General features: G+C 61.7%; 11 protein-coding genes. 7 read left to right on the plus strand and 4 right to left on the minus strand.

Features of this window, described 5'->3' with window-relative positions:
• Nucleotides 1-343: 343 nt before the first annotated feature.
• Nucleotides 344-1,828, minus strand: a complete 1,485-nt coding sequence (locus V7660_RS08060) for an amidohydrolase family protein (RefSeq protein WP_335602564.1) — start codon at nucleotides 1,826-1,828, stop codon at nucleotides 344-346.
• A gap of 19 nt (nucleotides 1,829-1,847) precedes the next feature.
• The gene (purD, locus tag V7660_RS08065; RefSeq protein WP_335602565.1) at nucleotides 1,848-3,137 is read right to left on the minus strand and encodes a phosphoribosylamine--glycine ligase; all 1,290 of its coding nucleotides are present in this window, start codon (nucleotides 3,135-3,137) and stop codon (nucleotides 1,848-1,850) included.
• Between the two features lie 202 nt (nucleotides 3,138-3,339).
• On the opposite strand from purD, the gene V7660_RS08070 reads away from it, so the two are divergent.
• From V7660_RS08070 to V7660_RS08080, 3 genes are all read left to right on the plus strand, one after another.
• Entirely contained in the window at nucleotides 3,340-4,023 is a 684-nt protein-coding gene (locus V7660_RS08070) for a hypothetical protein (protein WP_335602566.1), read from the plus strand.
• Nucleotides 4,024-4,210: 187 nt separating this feature from the next.
• Complete coding sequence (locus V7660_RS08075; RefSeq protein ID WP_335602567.1) at nucleotides 4,211-5,650, plus strand: pilus assembly protein; 1,440 nt, start codon at nucleotides 4,211-4,213, stop codon at nucleotides 5,648-5,650.
• A 197-nt stretch (nucleotides 5,651-5,847) separates the two neighbouring features.
• Nucleotides 5,848-7,698: a PAS domain S-box protein gene (locus V7660_RS08080; RefSeq protein WP_335602568.1), complete on the plus strand. Its 1,851-nt coding sequence runs from the start codon at nucleotides 5,848-5,850 to the stop codon at nucleotides 7,696-7,698.
• Here the strand turns inward: V7660_RS08080 and V7660_RS08085 are convergent.
• Nucleotides 7,691-8,698 (minus strand): sensor histidine kinase, encoded by a 1,008-nt coding sequence (locus tag V7660_RS08085; RefSeq protein WP_335602569.1) that lies wholly within the window; start codon nucleotides 8,696-8,698, stop codon nucleotides 7,691-7,693. The two genes, V7660_RS08080 and V7660_RS08085, sit on opposite strands and share 8 nt — an antisense overlap.
• 122 nt (nucleotides 8,699-8,820) lie before the next feature.
• Between V7660_RS08085 and xseA the strand changes: the two genes are divergently transcribed.
• The 4 genes from xseA (at nucleotide 8,821) to V7660_RS08105 (ending at nucleotide 14,883) form a co-directional block, all read left to right on the plus strand.
• The gene (xseA, locus tag V7660_RS08090; RefSeq protein ID WP_335602570.1) at nucleotides 8,821-10,254 is read left to right on the plus strand and encodes an exodeoxyribonuclease VII large subunit; all 1,434 of its coding nucleotides are present in this window, start codon (nucleotides 8,821-8,823) and stop codon (nucleotides 10,252-10,254) included.
• A 325-nt stretch (nucleotides 10,255-10,579) separates the two neighbouring features.
• Complete coding sequence (locus V7660_RS08095) at nucleotides 10,580-13,024, plus strand: TonB-dependent receptor (protein ID WP_335602571.1); 2,445 nt, start codon at nucleotides 10,580-10,582, stop codon at nucleotides 13,022-13,024.
• A 63-nt stretch (nucleotides 13,025-13,087) separates the two neighbouring features.
• Complete coding sequence (locus V7660_RS08100) at nucleotides 13,088-14,131, plus strand: glycerophosphodiester phosphodiesterase family protein (protein ID WP_335602572.1); 1,044 nt, start codon at nucleotides 13,088-13,090, stop codon at nucleotides 14,129-14,131.
• Nucleotides 14,132-14,439: 308 nt separating this feature from the next.
• Complete coding sequence (locus V7660_RS08105) at nucleotides 14,440-14,883, plus strand: hypothetical protein (RefSeq protein WP_335602573.1); 444 nt, start codon at nucleotides 14,440-14,442, stop codon at nucleotides 14,881-14,883.
• 21 nt (nucleotides 14,884-14,904) lie between these two features.
• Here the strand turns inward: V7660_RS08105 and V7660_RS08110 are convergent, their stop codons facing one another.
• Nucleotides 14,905-15,111 (minus strand): DUF3126 family protein, encoded by a 207-nt coding sequence (locus tag V7660_RS08110; protein ID WP_206992712.1) that lies wholly within the window; start codon nucleotides 15,109-15,111, stop codon nucleotides 14,905-14,907.
• Between the last annotated feature and the right edge of the window lie 24 nt (nucleotides 15,112-15,135).

Here is a 15,135-nt window from a genome sequence, read left to right on the forward strand (position 1 = left end):
ATCGAGTCTGGGACGATCTCAACTCCCCAAGACTGCCTGCATCAAAATCAGGGACAACAGCAGGATACCGCCAGCGGCGGAACAAGGGACAATAACCTAGTGGAATGGCTTCTGGTCCCAATTTGTGAACACCAGGACCGCCTGAACCAATTGGACCGAACAGAACGCGGCAAAGTACGCATTGCCCCAAATCAGATTTGCGGCGATGACGCCAACAAGGACCACATCAAGGCCGAAACCACACGTCGCATTCTGAATTCCCGCTCCATTGCAAGTGTCCGTCCCTGTCCAACGCGCCATGTTTGCTCTGGCGCGAATCCCAACTCAGACGCGCTTTGACACCCTATTCCGTCGCGCCTTCCAGCCCCAGCATCGACACATCCACGCCCTGCGCCGCCAGCCCGCCCAGCACGTTTTCCTGCGTGCGCTCCAGATTATGGTGCCGCGCCGCTTCGCGCAGGGCCATCAGATCTTCCCGGGAAAGCCATTCCCCGTCCCGGATCATGGCGTGCGGCACGTGAAGACAGGATATATCCGCCAACGGATCACAGGCATAGAGCACAAGATCCGCCGCGCAGCCTCTGCGTGCGCAGCCGTCCAGCCCCTCCTGGTCCAGCACGACAGACGGCGCATGGGTCGCGGATTTTAGCGCCTCGAATTCCGTCAACCCCGCCTGAACCATCAGGCCCAGTTCCTCGACCAGGGACAGGCCGGGTACATTGGTGAAGATGCCCGCATCCGTTCCGGCCACCAGGGTCACGCCCTCTTCCTGGAAGATCTTCGTGACGCGCCCGTAAAAGGCATCGCTCTGCGCTGCCGGCCCCGGCGGCTGGTTCGCCCAGAATTCCTGATAGTTACGTTCGGTCTGCTGCACGACTGGGTTCAGCATCTCCGTCCCCGGACGGGTCAGCGCTGCGCCCTGCGTGTCGCCCACGCGCCAGAGATTGTGATAGGCGAGCAATGTCGGCGTCACCGGCACCCCAGAGGCCGCGATGCGCTTGGCCAACGCCCGCGCGGCCGCCTCATCCTGCCGGTCGCTCAACCCGTGCCAGACAATCGACTCGATGTGTTCGATGGTCTCGAAGCCATCGCCCAGCACCTCGCCAAACGCAATGTCGAACGGCGCCTCGAACGGCACGCCCGGCCCGCGTACGCCCTCCGGTGTGTGGCCCGTCACGATCAGGTTTCGCGCCTCCGCCTCTTCCAGCACGGCGTCATACGCCTCGCGGGTCAAATTCGAATACACTTTCAGCCGCGTGAAGCCCTGCTCGGCCTGCCACGCCACTGCGGCGCGCGCCTCCTCTTCCGTCTCGACCAATTGGTGGTTCACCTGCGCATTCGGGCCAGCACTGTTCAGGATCGGCCCGGTGGTCAGCAGATGCGGACCCAGCACATTCCCTGCCTCAACCTGCTCGGCCAGGGTCAGGTGAAAGGGCAGGCCCGACATGTTGCGCACCCGTGTCACGCCCCAGGAGAGATACGCGCCCAGCTCCGCCTCGTCCCAGACATGAACATGCATGTCCGTCAGGCCGGGGATCAGCGTCAGGCCGCTGGCATCCTGTTCTGCGTCCGCAATCAGGCCTGCCCGGGTGTCCGCCAGGGCGATAATCGCGCCCTCATCCACCAGCACGAATGCATCTTCGCGCACATCCGGCGCCTCGCCCGAAAAATCGACCACTCTTACATGCGAAATCAGCAAATCGCCATCCAGCGTCGGGGCGGCGGGCTGGCTGGCACAGGCCGCGACCAACGCACCAAGCGCCAGGCTCGCCCGGCCCGTCCATTTGCGGGCGCTTGATCGGAATGCCTCGGACACAAATTTGCTCATGATCCGGGCTCCAATCTTCTTACGTCAGGGCGCGCCAGCCAATGTCCCGGCGGCAGAAGCCTTCCGGCCAGTCGATGGCGTCGACACCAGCATAGGCCCGCTCCACCGCTTCGCGCAAATCGTCGCCACTGGCCGTCACGGCCAGCACGCGCCCACCATTGGCGAGCAGCGCGCCGCCCTCATCCATGTCCGTGCCCGCCTGGAACACGGTCACGCCGGGCAAATCATTGGCAGACTTCACGCCGCGAATGACCGAGCCCTTGGCATAGCTGCCGGGATAGCCTTCCGTAGCCAGAACAATCGTTGCCGTGGGCTCGAACCGGTCCAGCTCCAGCAGCGCCTCGAACGCTTCTTCATTGCCCTCAAGGCCGCCCGTCGCCGCGCCGAGGATCGCCGGAACGATGTCGCCCGCGAGGCCCTTCATCAGCACCTGGCATTCCGGGTCGCCGAAGCGCGCATTGAACTCGACCACTTTCGGCCCGTCCGCCGTGACCATGATGCCGACATAGAGCACGCCCTGATACGGCATACCGTCCGCCTTCATGCCGGTCAGCATGGGCTGGACGATCTCGGCCTTCACGCGGGCAAGGATCTCATCGGTCACGACCGGCGCCGGTGCATAGGCGCCCATGCCGCCCGTGTTCGGTCCGGTATCGCCATCGCCCGCGCGCTTGTGGTCCTGCGCGGCGGGCAAATAGATCGCGCCCGTGCCATCGGTGATGACGAAGATGCTGGCCTCCTCGCCATGCATGAATTCCTCGATCACCAGCGTTGCGGACGCGTCGCCGAACTTGCCGGACAGCATCTCGTCGATCTCGGCATCGGCCTGGTCCAGCGTCTCGGCGATCACGACGCCCTTGCCGGCGGCGAGGCCATCGGCCTTCAGCACGTAAGGCGCTTCGAGAGTGCGCAGATAGGATTTCGCCAGCACCGGATCGGTGAACTCGCCATAGGCCGCCGTCGGCACGCCATACTGAACCATGCGCGCCTTGGAGAAGGCTTTCGAGCTTTCCAGCTGGGCCGCCTGCTGGCTCGGCCCGAACACGTCGAAGCCCCGCGCGCGCAAAATGTCCGACAGGCCCGCCGCCAGCGGCGCTTCCGGCCCGATCACGATCAGGTCCGGCTCGACCTGCAGGGTCAGCTGCACCAGCTTCTGAATGTCGGTCACGCCCACATCGAAACACGGGCCAATATCGTCCATGCCGGGATTGCCCGGCGTCGAATGCACCATGTCCACCAGCGGCGACTGCGCCATTTTCCACGCCAGGGCGTGTTCACGCCCGCCCGATCCGATCAGAAGTATGTTCATGACTGCGCTCATTGCGCAGGTTGGCGGCGGGAATCAAGCCCTCAACGGCGACCCGGAGCGGCGAAAGCCGGCGCCCTGTCCCCGGTTCGCTCCGGCGTGTCAGCTGGAAGTATCGCTGCGTTTACAAACAGCTACAGGTTTGGCGCCCCGGTTTCGGCGCGCGCCAATCCATCTGAGCGCTGGCGCAGTCAGGCTCAGCCTCATGACACCGCCGCTCCCTCCCGCCCTTCAGGGCCTCACCCGTTTCTGGTGGGACGCGGCCGATTATCTTGCCTCGGCGGCCCAGAAGCGGCTCGGCCTGTGGCCGGTCGCGGCAAAGCCCTTCCTGCCGCGGGCCGAGCTTGAGCCGCTGGCGGGCCTTGTCGGCTTCCTGGAGGCTGTGCTGCGGCGCCTGTTCTGCCTGGCAGCCCTGGAGCTTGGGCCGCTGCCACCGCAAGCCCCCGCGCCGATCCAGCCGCCCCGGACAGGGGCGCCGGTTCCGGCGGGCGCTCAAACCGGACGCAAGCCGGCAGCGCCGCGCTTTCGCCTGAGGGAAAGCGCCCGTCAGGTGTCCCGGACGCCGCCAAAACCCCATTTTCGCACCGGCCCGCGCATCCGCTTCCTCGACGCGGATACGCCGGTCGACCTCAGAGACTATCCCCCGCAGCCAACTGACATTTTACCTGCAGGAAAACTCGTCCGGCGGGTGCTGGCGATTAACCACGCGCTCGATCATGCGGCCGAATACATCGACCGGATGCGGCGTCTCATGGTTACAGGAACCCGGATCCTCCGGGCCTCTGTTCCGCCTGCCTTCCACTCGCGCAAACTGAGGCATCTGCAACAGGAAAGCGCCCGCCAACTACACGCCTTCACACGCGATTTGCTACCGCCCGACACATCCTGAAACAGCTCGGAAATACAGGCTCTTTGCGCGGCGCCTTAGGGCTGTCGCGCCGCGTGTGCTGGTTAAGGGAGTCTTTCCGCCCCCGGAGAAATTTCACCCCCCGATTTCACCGAGAAGTTATCCCGTTCTGCGAAAGTGCACCGAGAACCTTTTAAGGCCAGGTGCGGCCGTATCCGGGGTGGGCAAGATGAAATATTCAACATTCGCAAGGCAAGCCGTCAACAAATTTCGCCGGCTGAAGCATGACACAGAGGGCAACATCGCGATCATTTTCGCGCTGATGACCATTCCCCTGTTCCTTCTCATGGGGTTCGCGATCGACCTGCAACAGGTCAACACGGCCAAGAACCGCGTCCAGTTCATTCTGGACAGCGCGGTCATCGCCGGCGCCCGCGAAATGCAGGAGGGCAAGTCCGACACCGAGATCAAGAAATATCTCGAGAACTATTTCAAGTCGGCCATGAAAGCCCAGGGCAAGGGCACCGATTGTGCCGATCCCGTTCCGACCATTTCGAGCGGGTCGCAGGACATCTCCGTTAGCGTCCGGTGCGCCCAGCCGACCTCGATCATGCAGCTGACCGGCACGAAGGAACTGAATTTCGGCGTCACGTCCGCTTCGACCTACGGTATCGGCAAGGTCGACATCGCCTTCGTCTTCGACATTTCCGGTTCGATGAACGGCTCCAAGATCGAAGCGCTCAAGAGCGCCGCCGACACAGCGGTCAACGTGCTGCTCCCGAAAGACGATGATGGCACGACCGGTGAAGTCCGCATCGGCATGACATCCTATTCGTACATGGCGGACGCTGGCGAGGATTATTTCCTGAAAGTCACCGGCAAGACGCCGATCCGGGTCGTGACCGAAAAATATACAGAAACCGAATTAGCGGGTCGGGAATGGGGATGCGTCATGGAGTGGAGGGGCTCTTGCTGGCGGGAGGGCTGGATCGACAAATATGTGGACGTCGAAAAGGTCGCCGCGCTCACGCTCAACAATACATGTGTGAAGGAACGCCTCGGCAGCAAGGCCTACACCGATGCGGATCCAGGCCCTTATGCATGGATCGAAGCGTCGGGAGCTTCCCTCCGCTACGACCGCTGGGGTAATCTCCAAAAAGACCGCTGGGGTAATCCGGAATGGACTAAGGAAACCTGCAGCCCAATCCCTGTTCTGCCGATGACCAGCAATCGCAACAAGTTGTTCGACTATGTTGACAGCCTGTATGCCAATGGCGGCACCGCCGGCCATATCGGTATCGCCTGGGGCTGGTATCTGATCGCCCCTGACTGGGACACGATCTGGCCGGCTGGCTCTGACCCGTATCCCTATGACGAGCCCGACTCTGCCAAGGCCATGATCGTCATGACCGATGGTGACTTCCTGAACCAGTATGCGCCGGGCCAGGGCAGCTCCTTCGACCAGTCGAAGAAACTCTGCGACAATATCAAGGCTGAGGGCGTCAAAATCTACACCGTCGCCTTCCAGGCGCCCACTCAGGGTAAGGCCATCCTCAATTATTGCTCCTCTGGTGATGACTTCGCGTTTACCCCGGAAAGCTCCGAGGAACTGACCGAAGCCTATACCAAGATCGCCCAGTCCATCTCGGACCTGCGAATCCGGTATTGATCTTTCACTCAGCAGCGGTGCCAAGGCATCGCTGCTGCTTTTTTTGTCCGGCAATTTCTCTTTTGATTCAGGGAACTGAATACTGCCTTCCGCGCAATCTGTCTAATCTGGGTTATGGACAAACGGCACTGATCCGTTCTAAATGAAAAGTTGAAAACAGCGCATCGGGCGCTGCACACTCTTTCCGGGAGCCCCGCATGAAACGGGATCGTCTGTCTAGCGCTCCCTCGCCGGTTTCGGCCGTCCCTGCCCTTTCGGCAGCGGAGAGCTCTTGGCTCAGCGCCATCATCGCATCCTCCTCGGATGCCATCATCTCCAAAACCCTGGACGGCGTCATCGCCAGCTGGAATCCAGCTGCCGAGCGTGTCTTCGGCTATACGCCAAGCGAAATTGTCGGCAAGTCCATTCGCCTGCTGATCCCCGAAGACCGCCAATCGGAAGAGGACGACATCCTCGCCTCGATCCAGGCTGGCCGCACCGTGTCGAATTTCGAGACGGTCCGCCTGCACAAGGATGGCACCCCCATCCCTATCATGGTCACGGTCTCTCCAGTCCATGATGACTCCGGCAAGATCGTCGGGGCCTCCAAGATCGTGCGCGATATTTCCCAGGAACAGGAAAACCAGAAACGTCTGCGCCAGAGCGAAACCCAATTCAAGGCGCTGGCCGACAACATCCCCCAACTCGCCTGGATGTCAGACCCGAAAGGTCAGATATTCTGGTACAATAAGCGCTGGTACGAATACACCGGCGCGGATGAAGCCGCGACACTCGGGCATGGCTGGCGCTCCGTACATCACCCGGAACATGAGGCGCGGGCGACCGAGCACTTCCTGGACTCTCTGAACAAAGGTGAAATCTGGGAAGACACCTTCCCCCTGCGCGGCAGGAACGGCAAGTTCCGATGGTTCCTCTCCCGGGCGCACCCGATCCGCGGCGAAGACGGCCAGATTCAGATGTGGTTCGGCACGAACACCGATGTCACAGACCAGAAGCAGCGCGAAGAGCGCATCCAGCTGCTGCTCGGCGAGGTGAACCACCGCTCAAAGAACATGCTGACCCTGGTCCAGGCGATTGCGCGCCAGACCATGGCCAGCGGCGAGAATTTCATGGACCGGTTCGCCGAACGGATGCGCTCGCTTGCCTCCAGCCAGGACCTGCTGGTCAATTCCGGCTGGCGCGGCGCGCGGGTCGAAGACATCATGAGTTCCCAGCTCGCCCATCTCGAAGATTTCATTGACACCCGCATCTTCCTCGAAGGCCCGCATGTGCGCCTGACCTCCGCGGCCGCCCAGTCGCTCGGCATGGCCCTCCACGAACTGGCCACCAATGCCGGCAAATATGGCGCGCTCTCCAATGATACGGGCCAGGTCCACATCCGCTGGAATGTCCGCCAGGAAGACGGCACGAACCGGTTCGAAATCAACTGGACCGAAAGCGGCGGCCCCCCGGTGACCGCTCCCGAGCGACGCGGGTTCGGCTCCACGGTCATCGAAAGGATGACCCGCATTGCCTTCGGCTACCCCGTGAAGCTCGAATTCGCCCCTGAAGGCCTGCAATGGTATCTGATCAGCGTGGATGATCGCGTCTTTGAGGCCGATTTCGTGGCTGAGGCGAACGATTCCTCTTCGGACCTGTCCCGCCCGTCGAAGACACCCAATGTGGCCCAGTCGGCCAATGGCGCTCGCCGGGTCCTCGTCGTCGAGGACGAAGCCATCATTGCCATAGACATGGCCGCAGCGCTGGAAGATGCAGGCTATCACGTGGTCGGGCCGGTCGGCTCGGTCTATGAAGCGATGACGCTACTTGATGAGCACATATGCGACTGCGCCGTGCTGGACATCAATCTGGCCGGTGAGACCTCGTCTCCCGTGGCCAACCGGCTGATCGCGCATGGCATTCCGTTTGTCACCGTGTCCGGCAACACGCCGGAATCAAGCGGCGAGGAATTCAGCCAGGCCCCCTTCCTGTCGAAACCCATCGTGACCAGCAAACTGCTCTCGAAGCTTTCGCTGATCCTGTCAGAGCCTGACCGCAAGGTCAGCTGACAGGCATATCAATCGGGGATTTGACAAGGGGGATTTCCGCTTTCATCTGGATACCATCCGCCGCAAAGGTCCGCGTCGCCTTTATCTTTGGGAACATCTCAAACAATTGGGAGCCGAAGCCGGATCGGGTCGGCGGGCGCACATCAGGCACGCCCGTTTCGGTCCAGTGGACATGCAGGACGCGGCCCTCGAGGTACCATTCGAAAGCAAGATGCCCCTCCGGCACGCTGAAGCATCCGAACTTGCGGGCGTTCGCCGCGAGTTCGTGGATGATCAGGGCGGCATCCTTGCTCGCCTTGACGGTCAGCAGGATATCGTCCCCGCGCAGCGTGTAGCGATTGCTGCCCCGGCCCAGCAGGCCCTCAAGCTCATCGGAAGCAATCTTCCGCAAGCTCAGGCCCCTCCAGTCATTATTGTTGAGACTTGAATAAACGCGGCTCATCGAGACCAGCCGTTCGTTGAAATCGTCGACAAATGTCTCGACATTCTCCGCAGTGGCGCCGGAAATGCGTGAGGTCGCCATGATCACCGAGAACATGTTGCGGATCCTGTGCGCCAGTTCGTTCTGCATGAAATCGTTCTGGCGCTGCAACTCCATCTGGGCCGTGATGTCTTCGGCCCGCTGGATGATGTGTGTGACCCTGCCCTGGGCGTCCCGGTACGGATCCTGGACAGCCTGCCAGACCCGCATCTCCCGCGAGCCGTTTGGCATCACGATTTCATAGGGAACCGCATCCAGGGAGGTCGTCTCTCCCGCCAACGCGCGACGCATGAGCGCCTCAACCGGCGCGCGCCGCTCGGGAACCTCCGGAAAGATATCGAAGATGAACTGCCCCTCGATCTGTTCCCAGATCGTGTTGGTCACTTCCAGATACGCCTTGTTGGCGTAGACGAAGCGCAATTCGCTGTCATAGACGACCAGCGGCAAGGCCCATCTGTCCGCAACACTGGCGAATGCCAGATTGGGCAGCGTATCCAGCAGCCTGGAAGAATGATTCATGACGCAGACACTTCTCAATTCACCTGATCGAAACATCTACAAGGAATGTTAACCTCTCATGACTGCAGCGGCCAAATGTCAGCACACTTGCCCTTCCGGCCCCGCGCCTTATGACTGTCGGAATGCCGTCTGAATCGCCTCCTTCCAATGATGCCGCCCTGTCGGTCTCCGATCTTGCCGCCAGCCTGAAGCGGACGGTCGAGACCAATTATGACCATGTCGTCGTGCGCGGCGAACTGGGCCGGGTGACGATTGCCCGGTCGGGGCACATGTATTGCGACCTCAAGGATGACCGGGCGGTCTTGAACACGGTGATGTGGAAGGGCCAGGTCAGCCGCCTGCCCTTCAAGCCGGAGGAAGGCCTCGAAGTCATCGCGACAGGGCGCCTCTCGATCTATGAGGGCCGCTCGAACTACCAGATGATTGCCGCCTCCATGCGCCCCGCCGGCGCAGGCGCGCTGATGGCGCTGCTGGAAGAGCGGAAAAAGAAATTCGCGGCCGAGGGCCTGTTCGCGCCAGAGCACAAGAAGGCCCTGCCCTATCTACCCCGCACGATCGGCGTCGTGACCAGCCCGACAGGCGCGGTGATCCGCGATATCCTGCACCGCATCCGCGACCGTTTCCCGGTCCGCGTGATCGTCTGGCCGGCCCTGGTTCAGGGTGACAGCGCCGCGGGCCAGATCACCGCCGGCATTGAAGGCTTCAACGCCATGACCGGCGAGGATCGCCCCGACGTGCTGATTGTCGCGCGCGGCGGCGGCTCCATCGAGGATCTCTGGCCGTTCAATGAAGAGGCTGTGGTCCGCGCGGCCTACAATAGCGAGATTCCGCTCATTTCGGCGGTCGGGCACGAGACCGACACGACGCTGATCGACTATGTGTCCGACGCGCGCGCGCCGACGCCGACCGGCGCGGCCGAGATTGCCGTGCCCGTGCGGTCCGAACTCCTGCTGATGACCGGCGAGCATGGCGAACGCCTGAAGCGCGCCCTCGCCCGTCGCACCGGCCAGTCCCGCGACAAGCTGGCCGCCGCCCGCCTGCCCCGGCCTGAAACCCTGTTGCAGGCCAAGCGCCAGCGCCTCGACTATGCCAGCGCCAGCCTGCCAAAGGCCGCACTCGCGCTTGTCCAGACAGCCCGTGTGCGCCTCTCCCGCATGGCGATCAGCCCCGCCAGCCTGAAATCCGATATCCGCGCCTCCAAGCACCGCCTGCGCGATACCGCCGTGCGTGCCCGCCCGGCCCTGACGCGCCTGATCGAGAGACGCCGCACTGCGCTCGCCTCACAGAGCAAGCTGCTGGAGACCCTCTCCTACCAGTCCACGCTGAAGCGCGGCTATGCGCTTGTTCGCGATACGGACGGAAACCTGATCCGGTCGGCAGGGACCGCTGCCGCCAGCCCGGCGTTCCGGGTCAGCTTTGGCGATGGCGATGTCATGGCCCGGCCGGATGGCACCAGCACGCCCCCGCCTCCGACAGCTGCGCCGAGGATCCAGCCGAAGCCTGTTTCCCAAGCTGGCGGGGCAAAACCGAAGGGCGATCAGGGCTCACTGTTCTGAGTCCGACCCTAATAGCCCCGAAACCTACCCATGTGATTCTGCCGCCAACCTGCCCATTTGTTGAGCAAGTCTGCCCGGTGCGGCAAATTGGCGTTTGTTCATCACCGGATCGAATGTCAGGTTTTATTCATCCGTATACTTTGGATCGGTAGCCCCAAGCGCAGTTTCCAGAACTTTTCATGACATTCCCGGCAGTTTTTTCCCGCCCTGCGAGAACGCGCATTCTGCTGTCATCATTGTAGTAAAACTTTGATTTGAGCCCGCTCGTCCCGCTCAGTACCCACCGCGCGACAGCGCACGGGGCGCCTACTCAACGGGTCAAATCATGAAACACGCATACCTCTCCGCGACGGCCGTAGCCGCGCTCAGCTTTTCCGGACAATTATCCGCTCACGCACAGGATTCCGGTACGGATCAGGCGCGACACCTCGAAGTCGTGACCGTCACGACCCAGAAGCAGCAGCAATCCCTGATCGACGTGCCGATCAATGTTTCCGTCGCAGACCAGGATCTGATTGACCTGCTCGCGGCTGATGATTTTGAGGATCTCGGCAATTTCGTACCGGGCCTGCAGGTTCAGGCCCAGAGCCTGAACGCGCCGAGCTACTCGCTGCGCGGCGTGGTCTCCGATGGCGGCACCCCCCGCGTCGCCATGTTCCAGAACGGCGTTGCCATCGGCAACGTCCCGTTCGCCACCAACCTCGGCATCTATGATATGGAACGGGTCGAAGTGGTCAAAGGCCCGCAAGCCACCCTGTTCGGTCAGGGCGCGCTGGTCGGCGGCGTCAACTTCATTCAGAACCGCGCCTCGCTCGACGGCAATTCGGGCAAGGTCAGCCTCGAAGGCGGAGATTACAGCTTCCTGCGCGGCGAAGGCCATTACAATTATGTGCTCAGCGATACACTCGCCCTGCGTGTGGCCGGTCAGGTCAAGAACATGGACGGCTATGTGCCCAATACCGCGAACTCGCCGGACCTGATGGGTCAGGACACGCTGGCCCTGCGCACGGCGCTGCATTGGGAGCCGACCGACAAACTGCGCGCCGACCTGTTCGTCAATTATCAGGAGGACGATTCCACCGGCACCCAGTTCACCTCCGGCTTCTTCGAAGTGAATGGCAAGGTCGATCCGTTCGGCGCCACGGCCATGAACGTCAATGACGACCAGGTGCGCGGCAAGCTCGGCAATGACCGTGAGCTGTTCTACGTCACCGCCAATGTCGAATACGACCTCAATGATGCCTGGTCGCTGACCTCGCTGACCGATTACCGGAACCTGTTCTCGAACGAGGCCTGGGACTCTGATGGCGCGGCCTTCAACGTGCTGCAATTCTATCAGGCCCGTCAGGCCAACACGTTCAGCCAGGAATTGCGCCTGAACTATGATGCCGGCGGCAAGCTGTCGGCCTTCTTCGGCGGCAATTATTTCACCGTGAACGGCAAGGACATCCTGCGCTTCTCCACCGACGAAGCCTATGCCCAATCCCTGTTTGCCCCGACCCTTGCCGGCGCTGCCGGCCTGACGGTCGAACAGATGCAGGGCGCCCTCCAGCTGGCGGGTGTGCCCGGCGGCGCGAATTTCGGCAGCTTCGACACGCCGCTGCAGTATTCCGCCCTCGCTGCCCTCCTGCAGGGACAGCTTGTGCCGCTCTATGACGAGCAACTCGAAGAACAGATCTCGACTGATGAGCGCGACACATATGATCTGTTCGGCGACGTCACCTATGAGCTAACCGATCGGATCGAGCTCACCGGCGGCCTGCGCTATACGAAAGAGGATCTCGCCGCGAGTTCGCTTGGGCATGTCCTTAAATCGAACCCCTATCTGGTGGCCCTTGGCGGCCTGAATGGTGTGACCCTGTCCCCGTCCCTGCTGCTCAGCGCCGAGACGCTGAACAACAAGGCCTCGGCTTCCGAAGAAACCGACGGGGCCTTCACCTGGCGCCTGAACGCCGCCTATCGCCTGTCGGACAACATCAACACCTGGGTTGCCTATGGCCGCGGCCGTCGCCCGGAAGTGCTGTCGGCCTCCGGCGCCACCTACAGCGTCATCGACGCCGAGATGCTGGACAATATCGAGGCCGGTTTCTTTGGCCGCTTCTGGGACAACCGGGTCCAGATGACCAGCTCTGTCTATTATGGCGAGTACAAGGACTTCCAGACGACCCGCTTCGATCCGGTCCAGGGCATCTTCATCACCGAGAATTCGGGCAACGCCACGCAGTACGGCCTCGAATTCGATGGTCAGGCGCTGATCACCGACAATATCCGCCTGCTCGGCACCTATGCCTACACGCATTCGGAATATGACGACAAAGACGACAACGGGAACCCGCTGCAGTTTTCTGGCAACAGCTTCCGCATCAGCCCGGAGCACAGCTTCTCGCTGGCCGCTGATATCACGATCCCGGCCGGTCAGCATGGCGATGTCTCCATCGTGCCGAGCTATGTCTGGAAGGATCATCACTATTTCGAAGATGACAATGGCTATGACTATGCCGCTGACGGCAATGGGGGCTTTGTCCGTGTGCGGGAATCCTATCCGGACGGCACCTTTGTCGACGAAGAACAGGACGCCTATGGCATCGCGAACCTGCGGGTGGGCTTTGACAGCGCAGACGAGGCCTGGGGCGTCTATGTCCTCGGCGAGAATATCTTCGACGAGGAATACCTGATCGATGTCGGCAATACGGGCGGTGCCTTCGGCCTGCACACGATCATTCGCGGCAAGCCGCAAATGCTGAAAGCCGGCGCCTACATCAAATTCTAGGCACTCCCCCTTCCCGGGGCGGACAGATGTTCGCCCCGGACTTTCCCAGACAGGATATCCGCCATGAGAAAATATCTGATCCTTGCCAGCCTTTTGCTGGCCGCCTGTAACGAGGCCGCCGATACGGTCGCCACCGCCCCGGTGGCAGAAGTCCCGGCCGCAGAAACGGCTGAGGCAGACACGCCCACCGAGTACAAGACACTGGACGGCCAGAAGCCTATCATCATCGCGCATCGCGGTGCCAGCGGCCTCTATCCCGAGCACACGCTGAAAGCCTACCAGACCGCCATCGATCAAGGGGCGGACTTCATCGAACCGGATTTGGTGATGACGAAAGACGGTGTGCTCGTCGCCAATCATGACGGCTACTTGTCCGACACAACCAACATCGCCGAGCATGACGAATTTGCCGATCGCAAGACGGTCCGCAAGATGCCGATGGGCGACATGGATGACTGGTGGTCCGATGATTTCACCCTGGCCGAACTGAAGACTCTGAAAGCAATCCAGCGCGTCGAAGGCCGTTCGCATGATTATGATGGCCAGTATGATATCGTCACCTTTGACGAGATCATCGATCTCGTCCTGGAGAATGCCGAGAAGGGCCGGATCGTCGGCCTGCACATCGAAGCGAAATGGCCCTCGAATTTCTCAGCCGCCGGCCTCGATATGGTGGACCCGATCCTCGACACGATTGCCCGCCGCGGCCTGCGCGAAGCTGGCATCCCGGTCTTCATCCAGTGCTTCGAGCCCGGCTTTCTTGCACAGGTCGCCGCGAAAAGCGACCTCCCGCTGGTCCAGAACATTGTCGGCCCGCCCTATGCGGAACTTCTGGGGCTCGACATGAAGCTGGAGGACATCCCCACCATGGGCGTTGGCCCGCACAAGGCGATGATCCTGACCGAAACTGGCGGCACGACCGATTATGTCGACCGCGCCCACGCGCTTGGAAAAGTGGTGCATGTCTACACGGTGCGCGATGACGATCCGGCCGAAGGTTTCGAGACGGCAGAGCAGGAACTGAAAGTCCTGATCGAGGCGGGTGTCGACGGCATCTGGACCGACTATCCCGCAACCGCCATCGCCGTGCGTGACGAGGCCGAATAGGCCGCAAGAGGACAAGCGCGGCAGAAGCCGGGCGGACTCCCTGACGGGGCTGGCGATCCAGAAGGGTCGTCAGCCTCCGCCTACGGACAAGTACGTACTTGCCAGGTTTCGCAAGATTCGGTATCCCGCCCGCATGCACAAGACCGCGACACGCTTCCAACAGCAGATTCAGCTTTCCAAGCTGGCGCGTGCTTGTGTCTGGCGAATGCCCTGCTGACGACCTGTCGTTACAGAGTGATCGACCGACAAGCCCCGCCACCCGGCGGGGCTTTCGTTTGTGCCCCGCCAGACTTTGAAGGAACTGGACGATGAGTTTTGAAACCGATGCCGATATCAAGGCGCTGACCAAGGCATTCCGCGCCTGCACACTGCCCAAGGAAAGATGGACCCACGCCGCCCATTGGGCGGGCGCGCTCTGCCTGCTGTCCGAGGATGAACACGCCGCTTTCCGTGACATGCCGGGAATGATCCGCGCCTTCAATGAATCTGTCGGCGGCCAGAACACCGACAGCGAAGGCTATCACGAGACCATCACCATCGCCTCGCTGCGCGTGACGGCCCATGCCCTGACGAGCGCGCCCGACGGCATGCCTCTGCATGAAATCCTGTCGCGCCTGCTGGCCGGTCCCTATGGAAAGCCCGACTGGCTGCTGGAATACTGGCGGAAGGACACGTTGTTCAACAAAAAGGCCCGGCGCGAATGGATCGAGCCGGACCTCAAGGATTTGCCATTCCCAAAGGCACCCGCATAGCGCGGGTGCCGTCAGGGGCATTTATTTGATGTCTTCTTCCAGCACCGTCATCTGGAACTGGTAAGAGGTCTCGCCCTCGTCCACATCTTTGTAGACGACCGCCAGGAATTCGGCGCCGAGATAGCATTCGACGGAATCATCGGTCTTGTCGCGGGCGACCAGGCGCAGGCCCGGATGCAGTTTTTCCTTGAGGTAGGCTTCAAGGCGCAGCGTTTCTTCGCGCTCCATAATCGGGCTCCTTTGGGTTCTTGT

Source organism: Hyphomonas sp. (assembly GCF_036964145.1).
Taxonomy (GTDB): Bacteria; Pseudomonadota; Alphaproteobacteria; order Caulobacterales; family Hyphomonadaceae; genus Hyphomonas.

Excerpts from the sequence above, each read along its gene's own strand:
- V7660_RS08095 (WP_335602571.1), top strand. The coding sequence starts at position 10,580 with ATGAAACACGCATACCTCTCCGCGACGGCCGTAGCCGCGCTCAGCTTT.
- V7660_RS08085 (WP_335602569.1), bottom strand. The coding sequence starts at position 8,698 with ATGAATCATTCTTCCAGGCTGCTGGATACGCTGCCCAATCTGGCATTC.
- V7660_RS08080 (WP_335602568.1), top strand. The coding sequence starts at position 5,848 with ATGAAACGGGATCGTCTGTCTAGCGCTCCCTCGCCGGTTTCGGCCGTC.
- V7660_RS08070 (WP_335602566.1), top strand. The coding sequence starts at position 3,340 with ATGACACCGCCGCTCCCTCCCGCCCTTCAGGGCCTCACCCGTTTCTGG.
- V7660_RS08105 (WP_335602573.1), top strand. The coding sequence starts at position 14,440 with ATGAGTTTTGAAACCGATGCCGATATCAAGGCGCTGACCAAGGCATTC.
- V7660_RS08075 (WP_335602567.1), top strand. The coding sequence starts at position 4,211 with ATGAAATATTCAACATTCGCAAGGCAAGCCGTCAACAAATTTCGCCGG.
- V7660_RS08060 (WP_335602564.1), bottom strand. The coding sequence starts at position 1,828 with ATGAGCAAATTTGTGTCCGAGGCATTCCGATCAAGCGCCCGCAAATGG.
- xseA (WP_335602570.1), top strand. The coding sequence starts at position 8,821 with ATGCCGTCTGAATCGCCTCCTTCCAATGATGCCGCCCTGTCGGTCTCC.
- V7660_RS08110 (WP_206992712.1), bottom strand. The coding sequence starts at position 15,111 with ATGGAGCGCGAAGAAACGCTGCGCCTTGAAGCCTACCTCAAGGAAAAA.
- purD (WP_335602565.1), bottom strand. The coding sequence starts at position 3,137 with ATGAACATACTTCTGATCGGATCGGGCGGGCGTGAACACGCCCTGGCG.
- V7660_RS08100 (WP_335602572.1), top strand. The coding sequence starts at position 13,088 with ATGAGAAAATATCTGATCCTTGCCAGCCTTTTGCTGGCCGCCTGTAAC.